General features: G+C 61.4%; 16 protein-coding genes. 6 read left to right on the forward strand and 10 right to left on the reverse strand.

Annotation, left to right across the window (positions count from 1 at the left end; all coding sequences use genetic code 11):
• Positions 1 to 294 carry a hypothetical protein gene (locus PRZ01_RS16225; protein WP_273597851.1) on the forward strand — a complete coding sequence of 98 codons (294 nt, stop codon included), beginning with the start codon at positions 1 to 3 and terminating at the stop codon, positions 292 to 294.
• Here PRZ01_RS16225 and pgeF read toward each other — a convergent pair.
• Together pgeF and maiA are read right to left on the reverse strand one after the other, a co-directional pair.
• The gene (pgeF, locus tag PRZ01_RS16230) at positions 226 to 1,041 is read right to left on the reverse strand and encodes a peptidoglycan editing factor PgeF (protein ID WP_273597852.1); all 816 of its coding nucleotides are present in this window, start codon (positions 1,039 to 1,041) and stop codon (positions 226 to 228) included. The genes PRZ01_RS16225 and pgeF overlap by 69 nt on opposite strands.
• Entirely contained in the window at positions 1,031 to 1,663 is a 633-nt protein-coding gene (maiA, locus tag PRZ01_RS16235; RefSeq protein ID WP_273597853.1) for a maleylacetoacetate isomerase, read from the reverse strand. The genes pgeF and maiA overlap by 11 nt, the downstream gene beginning before the upstream one ends.
• Positions 1,664 to 1,756: 93 nt before the next feature.
• On the opposite strand from maiA, the gene PRZ01_RS16240 reads away from it, so the two are divergent.
• Positions 1,757 to 2,305, forward strand: a complete 549-nt coding sequence (locus PRZ01_RS16240) for an NUDIX hydrolase (RefSeq protein ID WP_273597854.1) — start codon at positions 1,757 to 1,759, stop codon at positions 2,303 to 2,305.
• A 47-nt stretch (positions 2,306 to 2,352) separates the two neighbouring features.
• Here the strand turns inward: PRZ01_RS16240 and PRZ01_RS16245 are convergent, their stop codons facing one another.
• Together PRZ01_RS16245 and PRZ01_RS16250 are read right to left on the reverse strand one after the other, a co-directional pair.
• The gene (locus PRZ01_RS16245; RefSeq protein ID WP_273597855.1) at positions 2,353 to 4,311 is read right to left on the reverse strand and encodes a bifunctional diguanylate cyclase/phosphodiesterase; all 1,959 of its coding nucleotides are present in this window, start codon (positions 4,309 to 4,311) and stop codon (positions 2,353 to 2,355) included.
• A 34-nt stretch (positions 4,312 to 4,345) separates the two neighbouring features.
• A complete protein-coding gene (locus PRZ01_RS16250) occupies positions 4,346 to 5,056 on the reverse strand; it encodes a transglutaminase-like cysteine peptidase (RefSeq protein ID WP_273597856.1) in 711 nt (236 codons plus the stop codon).
• Positions 5,057 to 5,181: 125 nt separating this feature from the next.
• On the opposite strand from PRZ01_RS16250, the gene PRZ01_RS16255 reads away from it, so the two are divergent.
• Positions 5,182 to 6,045, forward strand: coding sequence for an HDOD domain-containing protein (locus PRZ01_RS16255; RefSeq protein ID WP_273597857.1), 864 nt, complete (start codon positions 5,182 to 5,184; stop codon positions 6,043 to 6,045).
• A 97-nt stretch (positions 6,046 to 6,142) separates the two neighbouring features.
• Here PRZ01_RS16255 and PRZ01_RS16260 read toward each other — a convergent pair whose 3' ends face one another.
• The 4 genes from PRZ01_RS16260 to tauA form a co-directional block, all read right to left on the reverse strand.
• The gene (locus tag PRZ01_RS16260) at positions 6,143 to 7,168 is read right to left on the reverse strand and encodes a porin (RefSeq protein WP_273597858.1); all 1,026 of its coding nucleotides are present in this window, start codon (positions 7,166 to 7,168) and stop codon (positions 6,143 to 6,145) included.
• Positions 7,169 to 7,324: 156 nt separating this feature from the next.
• Positions 7,325 to 8,179, reverse strand: coding sequence for an ABC transporter permease subunit (locus PRZ01_RS16265; protein WP_273597869.1), 855 nt, complete (start codon positions 8,177 to 8,179; stop codon positions 7,325 to 7,327).
• 35 nt (positions 8,180 to 8,214) lie between these two features.
• The gene (locus PRZ01_RS16270) at positions 8,215 to 9,057 is read right to left on the reverse strand and encodes a taurine ABC transporter ATP-binding protein (protein ID WP_273597859.1); all 843 of its coding nucleotides are present in this window, start codon (positions 9,055 to 9,057) and stop codon (positions 8,215 to 8,217) included.
• 69 nt (positions 9,058 to 9,126) lie between these two features.
• A complete protein-coding gene (gene tauA / locus PRZ01_RS16275) occupies positions 9,127 to 10,140 on the reverse strand; it encodes a taurine ABC transporter substrate-binding protein (RefSeq protein ID WP_273597860.1) in 1,014 nt (337 codons plus the stop codon).
• A 158-nt stretch (positions 10,141 to 10,298) separates the two neighbouring features.
• Between tauA and pdxR the strand changes: the two genes are divergently transcribed.
• Complete coding sequence (gene pdxR, locus PRZ01_RS16280; protein ID WP_273597861.1) at positions 10,299 to 11,804, forward strand: MocR-like pyridoxine biosynthesis transcription factor PdxR; 1,506 nt, start codon at positions 10,299 to 10,301, stop codon at positions 11,802 to 11,804.
• A gap of 36 nt (positions 11,805 to 11,840) precedes the next feature.
• Here pdxR and PRZ01_RS16285 read toward each other — a convergent pair whose 3' ends face one another.
• Positions 11,841 to 13,292, reverse strand: coding sequence for an NAD(P)/FAD-dependent oxidoreductase (locus tag PRZ01_RS16285; protein ID WP_273597862.1), 1,452 nt, complete (start codon positions 13,290 to 13,292; stop codon positions 11,841 to 11,843).
• A 248-nt stretch (positions 13,293 to 13,540) separates the two neighbouring features.
• Between PRZ01_RS16285 and PRZ01_RS16290 the strand changes: the two genes are divergently transcribed.
• The gene (locus PRZ01_RS16290) at positions 13,541 to 13,927 is read left to right on the forward strand and encodes a nuclear transport factor 2 family protein (protein WP_273597863.1); all 387 of its coding nucleotides are present in this window, start codon (positions 13,541 to 13,543) and stop codon (positions 13,925 to 13,927) included.
• Positions 13,924 to 14,832 (forward strand): EamA family transporter, encoded by a 909-nt coding sequence (locus PRZ01_RS16295; protein ID WP_273597864.1) that lies wholly within the window; start codon positions 13,924 to 13,926, stop codon positions 14,830 to 14,832. Before PRZ01_RS16290 ends, PRZ01_RS16295 begins: the two co-directional genes overlap by 4 nt.
• A gap of 184 nt (positions 14,833 to 15,016) precedes the next feature.
• Here the strand turns inward: PRZ01_RS16295 and PRZ01_RS16300 are convergent, their stop codons facing one another.
• Complete coding sequence (locus PRZ01_RS16300) at positions 15,017 to 15,448, reverse strand: GNAT family N-acetyltransferase (RefSeq protein ID WP_273597865.1); 432 nt, start codon at positions 15,446 to 15,448, stop codon at positions 15,017 to 15,019.
• Between the last annotated feature and the right edge of the window lie 295 nt (positions 15,449 to 15,743).

Here is a 15,743-nt window from a genome sequence, read left to right on the forward strand (position 1 = left end):
ATGAATTTGATTGCAATCACCTGGGGCTATGTGGCGTTGATGATGGCCTTGGCCGAGGCCACCAGTACGCAGGGCAGCATTCTTGGCGCGGTGATCACCTTCTTGCTGTACGGAGTGCTTCCGATCGCCATCCTGCACTACATCCTTGGCAGCCCCGGTCGACGAGCGTTGAGCAAAAAGCGTGCCTTGCTGGAAGAAACGGGCGATCAAGCCCCCGTGCCCACTTCAACACAAGGCAATGGCGGCGACCATGCGCCCACCGGGCGGCTCCCGGCGGAAGGAAAAGAACCGTGAGCGTTCACTGAACGTACACCACTCACCGCCGCTGACGCGCCCCACCCCCAGTGCCTGAAGACGCAGGCGCGCCAAACCCGCCAAGTCGGCATGCCAGCGCGCCTCGCCGGACGCCTTGGGGCGGTAGCGAAAAAAGGCGGTGTCCGCCAACACCGGAGCTTGGCCAAAAGCCTGCAAAACGTCGGCCCCCACTTCAAAGGCATCCGGGCCGATGCAAGCGCCCAACCAGGCCTGCACCTTTTCGGGGCGGCACCCTGCGGCGGTGCACAAGGCGGCCACTGTGTTCTCCAACACGCCGCCGGCCAAACCGCGCCAACCCGCATGGGCCCCCGCGACCCCGCCAGGCGCAGCGAACAACACCGGCAAGCAATCCGCCACCTGAATGGCCACGCCCACGCCGGCTTGCGTACTGACGCCTGCATCAGCCACCCACAAGTGGCCGGGCGCACTCTGGACTGCCTGTGTCTCATGGGCCGCGCACAACACGGCCACGTCAACGCCGTGGACTTGCTGCAAAAATACCGCCTCAGCCCCCAGGGCTTGGCTTACTCGCGCCCGGTTTTGCGCAACCGCTTCAGGCGCATCCCCCACGGCAGAGCCCACATTCAAACTGGCAAACATGCCTGCGCTCACGCCGCCCGCACGGGTGGTCATAAAGGCCCGCACGGGCAAACCCTCAAACGCTGGCCGCAGCCAGTCGGGGTGGATCAACGGGCTGACTTCATTCAGCCTGATTTCATTCAGCATCAGGGCAAGCGCTCGGCTGCGTCTTGGCAAAAGCGTCCAGCGTCATGCAGTGCTCAAACACTCGCATCACGGTGGGCACATGATCCAGCCGGCAGTCGAAGCGCTGCGCATTGAAAATCTGCGGTACCAGCAAACAGTCGGCCAAACCCGGCGTGTCGCCGTGGCAAAAGGCGCCACTCATGCCGGCCAGGCGCTGCTCAACAACCGCCAGACCCGACTCCACCCAATGGCGGTACCAGCGGTTTTTGTTGTCTTCGTCCATGCCCAACTCTTTGCTGAGGTAGCGCAAGACCCGCAGATTATTGAGGGGATGGATTTCACAAGCAATGTCTTGCGCCAAGGCACGCACCCGCGCGCGGCCCAAGGCATCAGGCGGCAACAACGCGGGCTCCGGATGGGTTTCATCCAGGTACTCGATGATCGCCATGGACTGGCTGACCAAGGCATCGCCGTCGCGCAGCAGCGGCACCAGCCGCGACACCGAGGCGCTGGCATACGCCGGGTCAAACTGCTCGTTGCGTGCGAGATGTACCGAGCGATAGTCGTAATCCAGCCCCTTGAGTGCCAAAGCAATTCGCACCCGGTACGAGGCTGACGAGCGGAAATAATTGAAGAGTTCCATGGAGGGGAATCATGCCATGGTCATGCCCCTCTGGCACCTGATTCTGCAGCCTGTTGCGGCTCCCGAATCGAACACCCAGCTACACTGAATCCCATGTTCACGCACCGACGCTTCAAGTTCTGCCCCAACTGCGGCGCCGCCGTCGATTACCGGGTACCGGCTGATGACAACCGGGCCCGCGCCACCTGCGACGCCTGTAGCAGCATTCACTATGAAAACCCGATCAATGTCGTCGGGACCCTGCCCGTTTGGGGCGAGCAGGTGCTGCTGTGCCGGCGCGCTATCGAGCCGCGTCACGGCTTCTGGACGCTGCCCGCTGGTTTTCTGGAACTGGGCGAAAGCTGCGCCGATGGCGCCCTGCGTGAAACCGACGAAGAGGCCGGTGCGCAGATCGAATTACAGCCGCTCTACACCTTGATGAATGTGCTGCGCGTGGGGCAAATTCACCTGTACTACCGCGCCCGGCTGCTGTCACCCACCTTCAACCCCGGCCCAGAGACGCTGGAAGCGCGGCTCTTTCATGAGCACGAGGTGCCGTGGGAGGAACTGGCGTTCCGCACGGTGCGCGAAACCCTGCAACGCTTCTTCGAAGACCGCCGGCTGGGGCGCCCGTTCGAGCTGTACTGCGCGAACATCGAATAGCCGCTGAAGGCCGGCGTTAGTGATTCGCTCGGCCCGTCTGGCCACCCTCAGCGCGCCGCAGCGCGGCCCGTGGCCCAAGGCCCGGTCACGCCGTCAAGCTCGCAATCCCAAAGCGCCTGTACATCCATGGCGTCGCTGACCCCCTCGGCATAGACCTTCAGCGCCAAGCTGCGCAACATCACCACCATGCCGCGCACAAAGGCGGCGCGTGCGGCGTCGCCAGAAACACCGCTGACCACGGCGACGTCGAGCTTCACGTAGTCCAAGCCCGCTTGGTAGAGGCGATCCACCTCGGCCAGACCGGCGCCCACATGCTCCAGCCCCAGCTTGACGCCCAGCGGGCGAAGTTGGCGGCCCATCTCCAGCAGCAGATCGAAATGTGCGACCGCGGCCCCTTCCGCCAGCTCAAGACCCAATTTCCGCGCCGCCTGCGGCGACTGGAACACCGACTCCCGCAGCCGGGCTACAAAACCTCCGTCCAGCAGGGAGGCGGGCGCAATATTGACGCAACGAGGCAAGTCATCGGCCGCAATGGCCTCCAATGCGAGGGCGACCGCCAACAAATCAACCTCAGCAGTCAAACGGCTGCGCTGGGCCAGGGGCAACCAGCGCGCGGCGGGCTCAAAGGCTCCGCCTTGCTCCAGTTGCAACTGGAGCGGGCATTCCTGATGCGCCAGGTGGCCGGCTTTGTCCAGCACCGGATAGGCCACCAAACGCCCGCGGCGGTCTTTCAACGCAGCCAAAATTTGCGCCCGCCACGCTTGCTCGCCCTGTGCCATCCCTGCGGGCCCTGCCAGCCCCGCCGGGCCAGACTCCGCCGCACTGATGACCGGGGGACTCACCACCACCGCGAAGCCGGCCAGGCTTTCAGCCTGCGCCAAGGCCGCGTCGGCCGCGCCAAACCATTGGCCCACGGCTTGGTGGCGCGGCAGATCCACAGCGCTCAAGGCCAATTGAATGCCATTGCCAATAGCCGGCAAGCTGGCACGCAAGGCTTCATTCAAGGCATGCGCTGTCTCACCCGCCACATCGGGTGCGGGCAGCCACAGCGCAAAGTCAGCGCCATTCAAACGCCCGGCTAAACATCCTCGCACGCGGTCCGGGTAGGCTTTCACCGCTTTAGCAATGGTCAGCAGAATTTCGTCCACCGCCGGCCGGCCCAGGCGTTGGTTGAGCCCGACCAGATCCCGCAGTCTCAACAGCACCAAGCCAGCACGCGCCGGCCCCTCATCTCGGCCCAGCGCTGAACTCAATTCAGCCATGAAGTGTTTGCGCGTACTCATGCCGGTGAGCGGATCGCAATGGGCTTGGATGCGTAGCACATGCAGCTGCTCCGCCTGGGCCTCAAACATGCCGCCCAGGCGCTGCACCATCGCGTTCATGGCCTGCGTCAGGCCACGCAACTCAGGTACCTCGGACTCCGGCACCACCTTGAAATTTCCCTCCACCACGGCATGGGCCTGCGCAACCACATCGTCCAAGGGACGGCGAATTCGCCGCAACACCGAAAACGCCGCCAGGCCAGCCAAGCCGCCCACGCAGGCCAGGATCAGTGCAATACGGGTCACGCAGCGCCACAGCTCGTCATGTGCATAGGCAGACTGGCTGCTGACTTCGACGGAACCAATGGCATTCCAGCCATTCGACACCTGCGCCACGCCGGGCTGCACCACGATGGGCGTCAGCGCAACAAACCAGGCCGGCGCGTGGCTCAGCGCGGGCGGGCCATGGCGCTCCACCTTCGGTTTGCCATCGGCCCCGCGCAAGGTCACGCTCTGGTAGTAACCGGTATCGAACAAGGCCGACATCTGCAGGTCCATCAGCACCGGGTCGCCTTGTTGCTGCGACAACACCAGTGCCAGCGCCTGCGCGTTGTCACTGTTTTTCATTTGCAGCTCGGTTTGCAGCAACAAGCGCACCGAGGCCGTGGACACCGCCACGCTGCCCAGCAAAGAGGCCAACACCAAGCCAATCACCAACAAACCAATCTGACGCATCAAGGACATGAACAACCCCCAGCAGAAATCATTTTTTCGTTCCTCAGAAACCTTCAGCCCGCGCCTTGGCCAACAAATCGCGCCACATCGACAAGCGCTGCAAAGGGTCGCCCGCTGACGTAGAACCCACCCCCTGCCACAAGCCCTCGCCATTGAAGCTGAACACCGGCTGCAAATCGGGGCGCTGAGACGCGGGACGCACATCGGCAATCAGATTGTCCAAAATCAAAGGCTCGGCCCCAGGCTGTGCATAGTAGGCCAGCACCATATGGGCCACCGAGCGCCCTGCCTGCGAAGCACGCACATACACCATGCGCAGCTTGGCAACGGGAGTGCCCGCCGACAGCAGACCGTAGTATTTGGCGATGGCGTAGTCTTCGCAATCGCCTTCGCCTTTGCTCAAGGCTTCAAGCGGACTGGCCCAGTAGTCGATCTTCCCCCACACCTCGATGTCTTCATGAAATTCGATGTGCTTGTTGAAGAACGCATTCACCTCCGTCAGGCGCTGCACTTCGTCCAGGCTGGCAACATGCTCGATCATGGCCAACATCAGCTTGGCTTCTGACACCGTTTTGGGCGAATGCTTTGCCGCGGCTTCCAACACCCGCGCCGTGTCAAGCGCCTGACTGACCGACCCGCTGAACATAGCCAGCAAACACACCATCGTCATCACCGCCGCCGCGCAGGTGCGTGAATTCAGACGCGCCAGCCGGGCGGGTCTGAATAGTGCAATGCGATGAGCATTAAGTGGCATTCAGTGCAGGTTTAAAGTTATCAAACTCCGGGGCAAGAAGCTGTTACCCGGGACATAATCCGTTGCACTTTACAGGCTGATTCTGGTTAATGCGCCTTACCACCAGCCAAATTCACTCTCGCCCCATGAGCACCCTCACGATCCGCCAAGAAATTGACAAAGCCCGCCAGACGGGGCCGCTCAAGCAAATCGTTATTCCCCCATGCCCTGAGCTGTTGGCTCGCTTGCAACAAGCCATGAGCAGCAGCCAACCTGACCTGACTGAAGTGGCCCGCATTGCGGCCAGCGACGTGGCCATGTCGGCCACCTTGCTGCGTTTGGCCAACAGCCCCATCCATCTGTCGGACGGCATGCCTTGCAACACCGTAGGCCAGGCCATGACCCGCATCGGCTTGAACGAAACCAGCCAGGTGATGACCGGCTTTCTGCTGCGCAATGCCATCCCGGTCAACAACCCCCACCTGACCCGCTTTTGGGAGCGCTCAACCAAGCGCGCCATCGCCATGGCCTTTGTGGCGCGCCAACTGCCCGGCTTGTCGCCAGACTTGGCGCACACCTTCGGCTTGTTCTGCCATGTCGGCATGCCCGTGCTGCTGCAGAGTTTGCGGGGCTATGGCTCCACCATGGTTGAAGCCGCCGCGCGCATCGACCGTCCCTATATCGCCACCGAAAACGCCAATCACCGTACCGATCACGCGGTGGCCGGCGCCTTGCTGGCCCGCGCCTGGAACATGGCCCCCGAATTGATGGCGGCAATCCGCCTGCACCACGACTACGCCTCTCTCGGCAGCTCCGACATCGAGCCCGAAGTGCACACCCTGGTGGCCGCCGGCCTGATCGCTGAACACCTGATGCGCCAGCACGAAGGGCTGAACGACGACACCGACTGGGCCACCCACCACGGCGCAGCCATGGACTGGCTGCACGTCACGCCAGCCGACATCGAACAGTGGGACGATCAGTTGCGGCCGGTGCTGGATTACGCTTGATCTGTTGATGAAGGGTCGTCTGAGCAAAGCAGACAACCCCTCGAAGCAAGCCACTCAATGGCCCGTCACCGGGCTGCTGAGTCTGAGTTTTCCAAAGTCAAAAGCTATGGCGAACACCAAGCTGCAAGGCCGTCACGTCTTGGCCCAAACCGGTGTGGGGCCCGGCGCCGGTGGCACCGTCGGTGGAATAGCCTGTCAGGCTGCCGTTTTGGATGCTGGAAACCACCGCGTAAACGCGCGTGCGTTGACTCAAATCGTGACTGTAGACCAAGCTCCATTGGCTTGCGCGACTGCCTTCCAGATGGCGAGTTCGACTGCTCGCCACACCGGCACTCAGAGTGTCTCTGCTTGACAGGGGAATATTGGCGCCCAGAAATGCCTCGGTTCGGTCCACCGCATCCAATCCACCAAAGTTTTGAATGGCCTGCATCCCGCCTGACAGGCGAACGACGCCAAAGTCATAGGCCGCCACCATGACCGCGAAGGTTTCATCCCGCTGATCCGCCGAGTCACGGCGCGTCTGGCTCCCTGAGACGCCGACGCTAAAGGCTCCGCCCACATACTGGGCGCTCAAGGCATAGTGATTGCCTTGGCTCGTGGCGCCTTTTTCGCCCAGAGCCAGCATGGCCGAAGCCGAGAAGCCCCCCCAAGTCGGCGTGGCGTAGACCACGGCATTGTTCTTGCGCAGATTTACCGACGCCACGCCACTGGCGAAAGGCGAGCCAGCGGCCGTCCCCAGGGCATCGAAGTTGTCAACCAGCAGGTAAGTCGGCGTGTGTTGCCGCCCCAGGGTCAGGGTACCCGCCGTGCTGCTGGCCAGGCCCGCATAGGCCTGACGCCCGAATGCCAGCCCGCCTTGGCCCTGCGTGCCTGTGTCGGCATTGATGCCCATTTCCAGTTGGAACACCGTTTTCAACCCTTGCCCCAGGTCTTCAGCCCCCTTGAAGCCCAGGCGCGACCCGTTGAGGCCGCCAGATTGCAGGGCAAACTGGTTGCCCCCTCCGCCATGCCCGTACTGGCCAAAGAGGTCAACCATGCCGTAAACAGCGACGGATGAGTCCGCAAAGCTTGCCAGAGGAGCCAGCAGAATCGAGAGGACCAGAGGAATTTTTTTGCAATGCATGTCAATACTCCATTGAATAAATGCGAGACGTGAGAACAATAAAAGCGACGCCGTCAGGCATGCGGCGGCCCGCCCTGCACTCGTGCGCGAGGACAAACTGGGCTACGAGGATGCGAAGCAGTGGATGTTTTGTGTCGGCTCAGTGCGCGCGATGGCTCATGCCCGACCCTTCCAGGGCACCAGGCGACGCTCCAGCCAGCGCATGGTCAGGTCGAACATCAGCGCCAGCGCGCCGATGACCAGGATGCCCATGATCACGACTTCGGTGACCAGGAACTTCGAGGCGCTCAGCACCATGAAGCCCAAGCCGGCGGTGGCGGCCACCATTTCAGCAGCCACCAACGTTGTCCAGCCAAAGCCGATGGCGATGCGCATGCCGGTCAATATCTCGGGCAGCGCTGCGGGCAGGATCACATGCCGCAACACCTGACCCCGTGTTGCACCCATCGAATATGCCGCGTGGATCTGCTCAATGGCCACGGAACGAACACCGGCCCGAGCACTCATCGCCAAGGGAGCGAACATGGCCAAGTAGATCAACAGCATTTTTGAGGCTTCACCGATGCCCATCCAGATCACCACCAACGGCAGGTAGGCCAGTGGCGGCAGAGGCCGGTAGAACTCGACGATAGGGTCGAACACACCGCGGGCGATGCGATTCACGCCCATGAGAATGCCGATGGGCACGGCCGTGAGTGTGGCCGCAGCAAAGGCGCCGAAAACCCGCATCGAACTCCAGGCGATGTGCGTCAGCAAGGTGGCATCGGCAAACCCCTCGGTAGCGACCAGCGTGAACTGCTCCCACACGGCCTGCGGCGAGGGCAAAAAGAGCGGTTTGATCCAGGCCATATGGGTGACCCAGGCCCATAGGGCGATCAGCAATGCGCTGGTGACAAGACTCAGCACCAAGCTACTGCCATTGCCGGGCGCGCCGTACTGTTCACCCGGCTTGACAGGCCTGGCTTGGCGGATCCGTTGAATCAGGCTACGGCGGCGGGTTGCCGTGCTCATCGGCTCTGCAGTTGGCAGAGTGAGGTTAGCGGTGTTCATGCGGTGACCTCCTCGTCGCCATGGATGATGCTGAGCACCTGCTCCCGCAGGGCAATGAACTCTGAGCTGGATTTGATGGCCCGTGCGTCACGCGAAGCCAGGAAACGGCGCCCGAATTCCAGCGAAAACTCGCGGGTGATGCGCCCCGGTCGTGGCGACATGATGATCAGCCTTGTGCCCATGAACAAAGCCTCTTCCACATCGTGGGTAATGAAGAACATCATCTTGCGGGTACGCTGCCAGATGTCGAGGATCAGCTCTTGAACCCGCTCACGTGTCAGCGCATCCAGAGCACCCAAAGGCTCGTCCAACAGCAGCATGTGCGGGTCATTGGTCAGCGCGCGCGCAATGCCCACGCGCTGCTGCATGCCGCCTGATAGTTGGTAGATCGCGTGGTGCTTGAAGTCGGCCAACCCCGTCAGCGTCAGAAAATGCATGGCACGCTCTTCCCGTTCGGCCTTGGCAAGACCCTTCAACTTCAACCCCAGGCACACGTTGTCCAGCACATTGAGCCAAGGCATCAACGCATGCTTCTGAAACACCACGCCACGGTCGGCACCTGGGCCCGTCACCTGGTCGCGCAGCAAGCTGGAAGCGTCTTGTTGCTCAGGGGGCTCGCCCGGATAGTGCCCAAGGGTGATCAACCCCGTGGTCGGCTGAATGAAGCCGGACATCAGGTTCAAAAGCGTGGTTTTGCCACAGCCTGAAGCACCCAGCGCCACGACGAAATCACCTTCGACAACTTCCAGATTGACCCCGGACAAGGCCACCACGTCCTGGCCCGGAATGCGGCCAGGATAGACCACAGACACATCATGTATTTTCAAACTCAGGCTCATGGCCTCTCCTTGGGGGTCATCGCGATGCAATCCGCGTCTATGCGTTGCAGACCTTGTGCGCCGTCAGAGTCACTTTGAGACAGCACTCACAAAGGCGGGATTCACGGCGAGGCTGTAGTCGGGCAGCAACGCACTGATCTTCTTGCTTTCTTTCAAGAACGCGGCAGTAGCGGCAAGTGCTTTGGCAACACCGCTGGTCTTGCCGCCGCCCAACCAGACCGGGCCGGCCTGCTCTGCAGCCAATGGAAACTTGTACAAGCCCATGACCTCGGGCACTTCTTCGGGCTTGGCGCCGGAGAGTTGCGCTACCTTCGCTACCTTGGGCGATTTGGCGGTCCAGTTCTGCGGGGCCTCGACATAGTCGGCCGTTGTGGTTTGCAACACTTTGGTGAAGGCGGTCATGGCCGCTGTGTTCTTGGCGGCGAAGGTTTTGTCCACGACCAGGGCATCGAACGTCGCCTTACCCCAACTGGTGAGCAAGCCGGAGGTCAGCAACACCTTGCCGCTTTGCTTGAGGTGGCCCAAGGCCGGATCCCACACGAAGGCCGCATCGATATCACCGCGCTCCCAAGCCGCAGTCATGTCAGAAGGCGCCAGGTTCAAGACCTTGACCTTGTTTTGCAGGCCAAATTGTTCCAACGCGAACAAGGCGTGAAAGTGCGTGGTCGACACAAAAGGCACAGCGAGTCGTTTGCCAGCCAGATCTTGCGGCGACTGAATGCCGCTGCCGTTGCGAACGACCAAAGCTTCGGCATCGGCAATGTTGTCCAACACCCAGAACACCTCAATGGGCATGCCACGGCTGACTGCGGCTGCCACTGGGCTGCTGCCTGCCACACCGATCTGCACGTCTCCTGAGGCCATGGCTGTCATCACATCGCCACCGCTGTCGAAGTTGCGCCATTTGATGGTCCATCCTGTGACCTTCTCGAACTCCTTGGCCGCAATTGCGGCCTTCCAGGGGGCGAACATGGACTGGATGCCGACGGTCACGGTTTCGGCCTGAGCAGCGGCGGTGCCCCCCAAGCAGCTGACCGCAGCGGCCATCAGGAGTGCACGGCGAATGAGAGAGATCGATGTCATGGCAACAGCTCCAAATTGAAATACAAGGAAAAGAAGTGTTCGTGTGCTTTGCATCGTAGGGATGGCGCGTGATTTGCTTTAGATCCACCAGGCAAGCGATTTGGTGCCAACCATGCAAGGTGCAGGCCAGGCCGCAGGAACCCAAAGGACATGACACGATGCTGGAACGATATCTACGGCCTTTTGAAGCCGGCCGAGGCCTGCAGGCCCAATTGCGAGAGAACCTACTGGACGCCTTGCTAGACGGCGCCCTCTCACCTGGCGAGCCCATGCCTTCGTCACGCCACCTGAGCCAGCTCTTGAAGGTGTCGCGCAACACCGTCGTGCTGGTCTACGAGCAATTGGTGCAGGACGGATTTCTCACGTCCGCAAAACGGCGGGGCTACTTCATCAACGAGAAGTTCGTGAGCCAGCAGCTGCGCGTGCGCTTCAAGCCAGCCGCACCCGCATTGGGCGAGCGGCCGGACGACGCACCGAACTGGGGCCAGCGGATCAAATGCCACCCCTCGCAATTCAGCGCCATTGTCAAACCGCGCAACTGGCGCGACTACGACTACCCCTTCATTTATGGGCAAGTCGAATACGACGAAGTCACCACCACGCGTTGGCGCAACTGCACCCGGCTGGCCAGCTTGCGTGCGCATATGCGCAGCTGGATCGACGACCATGTGACTCTGGACGACCCGATCTTGGTCGAGCAGATCATGCAGCGCATCCTGCCCAAGCGGGCCATCACGGCGCGCCCCGAAGAAATCATGGTCACCATCGGCACGCAAAACTCCCTGTATTTGGTGGCCCAACTGCTAGGGGGGGGAGGAACGGTTCTCGGCTTGGAGAACCCGGGCTATGTGGATGCACGCCACATTTTTGAGCTCTCGGGGACGCAACTCCGGCCCCTGCGGGTCGACGCCCAGGGCCTGGTGATCAACGAGCAATTGAATCCTTGCGACCTCGTGTTCTGTACCCCGAGCCACCAGTCACCCACCGGCGTGACCCTGCCCATCTACCGGCGCATGGCCTTGCTTGAAAAGGCGCGTGAGCAAGATTTTTTGGTGATCGAGGATGACTACGACACCGAGCACAACGCATTGGGCGGCAACCACCCCGCGCTCAAAAGCTTTGACCACAGCGGACGCGTGATCTATCTCGGCAGCCTGACCAAGAACCTGTTGCCCGGCGTGCGCCTGGGCTACATCGTCGCCGATGAAGAGCTGATTCATGAGCTGCGTGCACTGCGGCGCTATATGTACCGTCACCCGCCGCAAAACAACCAACGCACCATGGCGTTGTTTCTGTCGATGGGGTACCACGACGAGCACGCGCGCCGGCACCAGGAGATGTTGGGCCGCAAATGGCGCTTGGTGACGCAAGCCATGCACCAGCACCTGCCGGAGTTCGAGTACTCGGGCATGCCGGGCGGATCAAGCATCTGGGTGCATGGGCCTCTGGGGTTCGACGCCTGGGACTTTCAACGGCGCGCGGCACAACGGGGTGCCCTGATCGAGCCCGGCGATATCCATTTCATCGGGCAGGAAGCCCCCAAGGATTACTTTCGCCTAGGTTTCAGTGCGATTGCCGATGAGCGCATCAACCCGGGCATTGCGGCACTGGCGCAAGCTTGGCGGGCAATGGCACCCGGCAGGTCGCTGGCGGACGCTGCCTGATGGCCTGTCTGCAACTTGGCGAGATATTTAAGGCATTCAAGGCGCCTCGTCGCGCAGGTGGTACCAGTGGTACAAGGCACGCTGCCCCAGCCGCCTGAAGGGCGCGAAATAGCGGGCCCGGACCCAGTTGGCCACATTCGGATATTCCAGTGGCGTGTTGTAGATTGGCAGCTCGAACACCTTGCCGGCCTGACCCGCAATGCGTTGAGCCAGACGCTTGCCAGCATGGGCTGAGAACGCCACCCCGTTGCCGCCATAACCCAGCGCATAAAAGATGTTTTGCATCGGATCCGGCTGGGTGACGCGCGGCATCATGTCGTGACTCACATCCACCCAGCCCCACCAACTGTGGTCGATCTGTATGCCACGCAACGCCGGAAATTTTCGGTGCAGCCCCTCAACCAAAACAGCCAGGTGCCGGGGGTTCGCCGCATCGGCGCCGGTAATGGCACTGCGGCTGCCGATCTGGACCCGGTTGTCCGGTAATTGGCGGTAGTAAAAACGCAAAGTACGGGTGTCGGTGATCACCTCCTTGGTGAGGAAGTTGGTGGCGGCCAGTTCGTCCGGGGTGAGCGGTCGCGTCACCAGCGAGTTTGACAAAATTGGCATGATCTTCGACTTCAACTGCGGGTGTAGACCGTTGCTGGTGTAGCCCCCCGTGGCAAAGCCCACCGCCCGGGCACGCACGGTGCCACCTGGCGTGCGCAAATGGTGTACCCCATTTCGGGTTTCAAAGCCGATCACTGGGCTGGCGGGATGTACTTTTACCCCTAGAGCCCGCGCCATGCGCAAGTAGCCAAACGCCAACTTGAGGGGATGCACGCCGATGCCATCAGGCTCATGGAGCGCGCCAAAGGCTTCCGCATCCTTGACGTATTCCTCAGCCAACTCCTCACGCGACAGCATGCGCGTGTCGTAACCGAAGATCTCCCGCATGACTTGGGCCTCCTTGCGCAGAAAGGCCATTTTCCGTTCGCGGTGCGCAATATAGAGATGTCCGCCCGGTTGCGGGTCACAGGGCACCTCGGCCACCAGGTTTTTGAACGTATCGAAGCCTTCACGAATTTCATCATCGAGCTTCAGCGCCACCTCCTTGCCCCAGCGCTGGATCCACTGCGAGCGGTAGAGGCGGCCGCTCGCATTCTGGCCTTGCCCCCCATTGCGGCTGGTGCAACCCCAGGCAGTCTGATTGGCCTCGAGCACCGTGGCACGAATGCCATGCTCTCTCGCCAGGAACAGGGCGGTAGCAAGGCCAGTAAACCCCGCGCCGACGATGACCACGTCGGCATCTGTATCACCTGTGATGGGGCCGTCATCCTGCGGCGGAGCACCGGCCGTAGCGACCCAGTACGTCGGCGCATAGCCCGTGCCGTGGCCGGGATGCGGGGCCACGAGCGGGTCATAGCTCGGCACGTAGCCTTGCAAATGTGAAGAAGCCACGGTGGCGGAAGTGAGGGGAGCAGGCTCTGTGTCGAGATTGGGGCGCATGATCGCATTCCTGTTGCACTGCGGCGATGGTGAAGCCTGCCGCCATGCCAGGGTAGGACCAGTCATGACCATCCTTGGTGCCAGGCCCCGATTGCGTCGGTTTTCCCACATCACTGGACCCATACCTTCAGCCATCTGGCGCCACTTTGACGCCCGCATTCTCCTAGGATGGCGCTACGCCTGATGGAACGCCGGAATGCCCGCGCGCCGTGCCGCTCCTCCCTATTTATCTCTGCCCCTATCTACCCATGAGCACATCCTCCTCCGTGGATCTTCATTTCTTGCAAGACTTTGCCGCCGCCTGGAACAGACACGACATCGAGGCACTGATGTCATTCATGAGCGAGGACTGCGCCTTCCACGCCGTAGCCGGCCCGGACCTCATGGGCCGCAGCTTCCACGGCCATGACGCGGTTCGGGCGGGCTTCCAACTGGCGTGGCAAACCTTCCCTGACGCGGCCTGGCTGAACGCCGAACACTTCGTTGCCGGAGACCGCGGCGTCTCGGAATCCACCTTCTGCGGAACCCGCGCGGACGGCTCGCGCATCGAGGCCCGGATGGTAGATGTGTTCACATTCCGGGACGGCAAGATCGCCGTCAAGAATGCCTTCCGCAAGGACAGGCCAGCGCAATGAGACCCAGTGTCCTAACCCCGCATGACCTCGCCGCCGCTCTGGCCGTGGTGCTGATCTGGGGGCTCAACTTCGTCGCCATGAAGTTGGCTCTGCATGACTTCACGCCCATGCAGTTGGGCGCAGTGCGCTACGTCTTCGCCGCGCTGCCCCTGATCCTTTTCGTGAAGCGCCCGGCCGTGGGCTGGCGCTGGGTTCTCGCCTATGGTCTGGTGCAGGGCGTGGGGCAGTTCGGCCTGCTTTTCCTGGCGCTACGTTTGGGCATGACGGCCGCCCTGGCTTCGGTGCTGATGCAAACGCAGGTCTTCTTCACCGCCTTGATGGCTTTCTTCTTGCTGCACGAACGGCTGAGTCGCCCCCTAGTGGGTGGGCTGCTGTTTGCGCTGGCGGGCCTGGCTTGCTTTTTGATGAGTCTGGCAGGTGGCCAAGCTGCCGGAGGTGTCACCCTCGCAGGCTTTGCCTTGAACCTGGCTGCTGCGGCAATGTGGGCCTGCTCCAATATCCTGGCCCGACAATTGCAGCGTGCCGTGCCCACGTACGACCCCATCCAGTTCGTGGTCTGGTCGGCGATTCCCCCCATTCTTCCCTTTGTGCTGCTAAGCCTCTGGCTTGACGTGCCAGAACTTCGCTGGCGATGGTTGCACGCCTCCCCCACTGCGTGGCTGGGTGCGATGTACCTCGGCTGGATGGCCACCATCCTGGCCTATGGGCTGTGGACCGGTTTGCTCAAACGCCATGCGGCCAATCGCGTGGCGCCTTTCAGCTTGGGCGTACCCGTGGTGGGCCTGCTTGCTGGTGTAGTGATACTGGGCGAACACATCACCCTTTGGCAAGGCGGTGGCATCGCCTTCATCGTCCTGGCGTTGGCCTATGTGATGCTGGCGAAAAAGCCCGGCCCTTTGCGTTGAGCGCCGCACGGCCTGCCCCCGAACTGAGAACTTGTCAGTGAATTAGAAAATTGAAGGTGGCTATGAGGTTTGGATGCAGGACGGGGGCAACCCACAACGATAGCCAAGGTATCGCGAAGATTCGCAACCCAGTCGTGCGTCCAAAGCAATCGCCAGCCGACCTTGCTTATTTGCGTATAAATTCTCAGGTCTTGCTCAAATGCCCGCGCGCAATGGCAGCGTCACTGTCTTTGAAGATCGCCATGGCGGTGAGCATTCTGAGGAAACCCAATTTCTTGTAGAACAACTCCTTGCCTGGGACCGCGTACAGGATGATCTTCTTATGGTCGGATGATGCTTCGACCAAGCGATTCACAATTCCTTTCCCCAATCCGGTACCCTGCCAGGTCGGCAAAACGGCAACGTCACAGATGTACGAGCAGTCGGCGCCATCTGCCAGGGCTCGGCCCGCGCCAACAAGCTCGGTGCCGTTGTAGGCGAAGCATTTGAACCGGCTGTTCGTGAAGACCGTCTGGAGTTGGGCTGCGCTCTTGTTGCCGAGTGGCGCCACCCGATACAAATCTTCAAGTACCTGCCAATCGATGGATTCAATATCAAAGGACCAGGAGATGGGCATATTCAGGGTGGAGTCAAAACGTTACAAAAGTGTAGGTATATTTTGTACAGGCATCGCATGCGCAGTGCCATCGCAAGAATCGCACAATTCAAGCTCACCCCGCCGTTGAAGTTGGATGCATGAGTGGCCTGAGCTGAGTCGCGCCAAACATCGATTTAGCCCGTCCCCTAAAGCGAGCCTGTCAGAAATTTTGTGTGTGAGGCATAGCATGTCGACAAGGAGCATGAATGCCACGCAAGACAAAACCCACCGCTACGGCGGACCAGGCGGCGCAGCCGCAATTCCAGATCCCCGC

It is taken from the genome of Roseateles koreensis (assembly GCF_028595305.1).
Classification (GTDB): Bacteria; Pseudomonadota; Gammaproteobacteria; order Burkholderiales; family Burkholderiaceae_C; genus Paucibacter_A; species Paucibacter_A koreensis.

Bases quoted from the DNA above. Each gene is read 5' to 3' on its own strand.
- PRZ01_RS16255 (WP_273597857.1), top strand. From the start codon at position 5,182: ATGAGCACCCTCACGATCCGCCAAGAAATTGACAAAGCCCGCCAGACG.
- PRZ01_RS16240 (WP_273597854.1), top strand. From the start codon at position 1,757: ATGTTCACGCACCGACGCTTCAAGTTCTGCCCCAACTGCGGCGCCGCC.
- PRZ01_RS16270 (WP_273597859.1), bottom strand. From the start codon at position 9,057: ATGAGCCTGAGTTTGAAAATACATGATGTGTCTGTGGTCTATCCTGGC.
- PRZ01_RS16300 (WP_273597865.1), bottom strand. From the start codon at position 15,448: ATGCCCATCTCCTGGTCCTTTGATATTGAATCCATCGATTGGCAGGTA.
- PRZ01_RS16225 (WP_273597851.1), top strand. From the start codon at position 1: ATGAATTTGATTGCAATCACCTGGGGCTATGTGGCGTTGATGATGGCC.
- PRZ01_RS16260 (WP_273597858.1), bottom strand. From the start codon at position 7,168: ATGCATTGCAAAAAAATTCCTCTGGTCCTCTCGATTCTGCTGGCTCCT.
- PRZ01_RS16265 (WP_273597869.1), bottom strand. From the start codon at position 8,179: ATGAGCACGGCAACCCGCCGCCGTAGCCTGATTCAACGGATCCGCCAA.
- PRZ01_RS16285 (WP_273597862.1), bottom strand. From the start codon at position 13,292: ATGCGCCCCAATCTCGACACAGAGCCTGCTCCCCTCACTTCCGCCACC.
- maiA (WP_273597853.1), bottom strand. From the start codon at position 1,663: ATGGAACTCTTCAATTATTTCCGCTCGTCAGCCTCGTACCGGGTGCGA.
- tauA (WP_273597860.1), bottom strand. From the start codon at position 10,140: ATGACATCGATCTCTCTCATTCGCCGTGCACTCCTGATGGCCGCTGCG.
- pdxR (WP_273597861.1), top strand. From the start codon at position 10,299: ATGCTGGAACGATATCTACGGCCTTTTGAAGCCGGCCGAGGCCTGCAG.
- pgeF (WP_273597852.1), bottom strand. From the start codon at position 1,041: ATGCTGAATGAAATCAGGCTGAATGAAGTCAGCCCGTTGATCCACCCC.
- PRZ01_RS16245 (WP_273597855.1), bottom strand. From the start codon at position 4,311: ATGTCCTTGATGCGTCAGATTGGTTTGTTGGTGATTGGCTTGGTGTTG.
- PRZ01_RS16290 (WP_273597863.1), top strand. From the start codon at position 13,541: ATGAGCACATCCTCCTCCGTGGATCTTCATTTCTTGCAAGACTTTGCC.
- PRZ01_RS16295 (WP_273597864.1), top strand. From the start codon at position 13,924: ATGAGACCCAGTGTCCTAACCCCGCATGACCTCGCCGCCGCTCTGGCC.
- PRZ01_RS16250 (WP_273597856.1), bottom strand. From the start codon at position 5,056: ATGCCACTTAATGCTCATCGCATTGCACTATTCAGACCCGCCCGGCTG.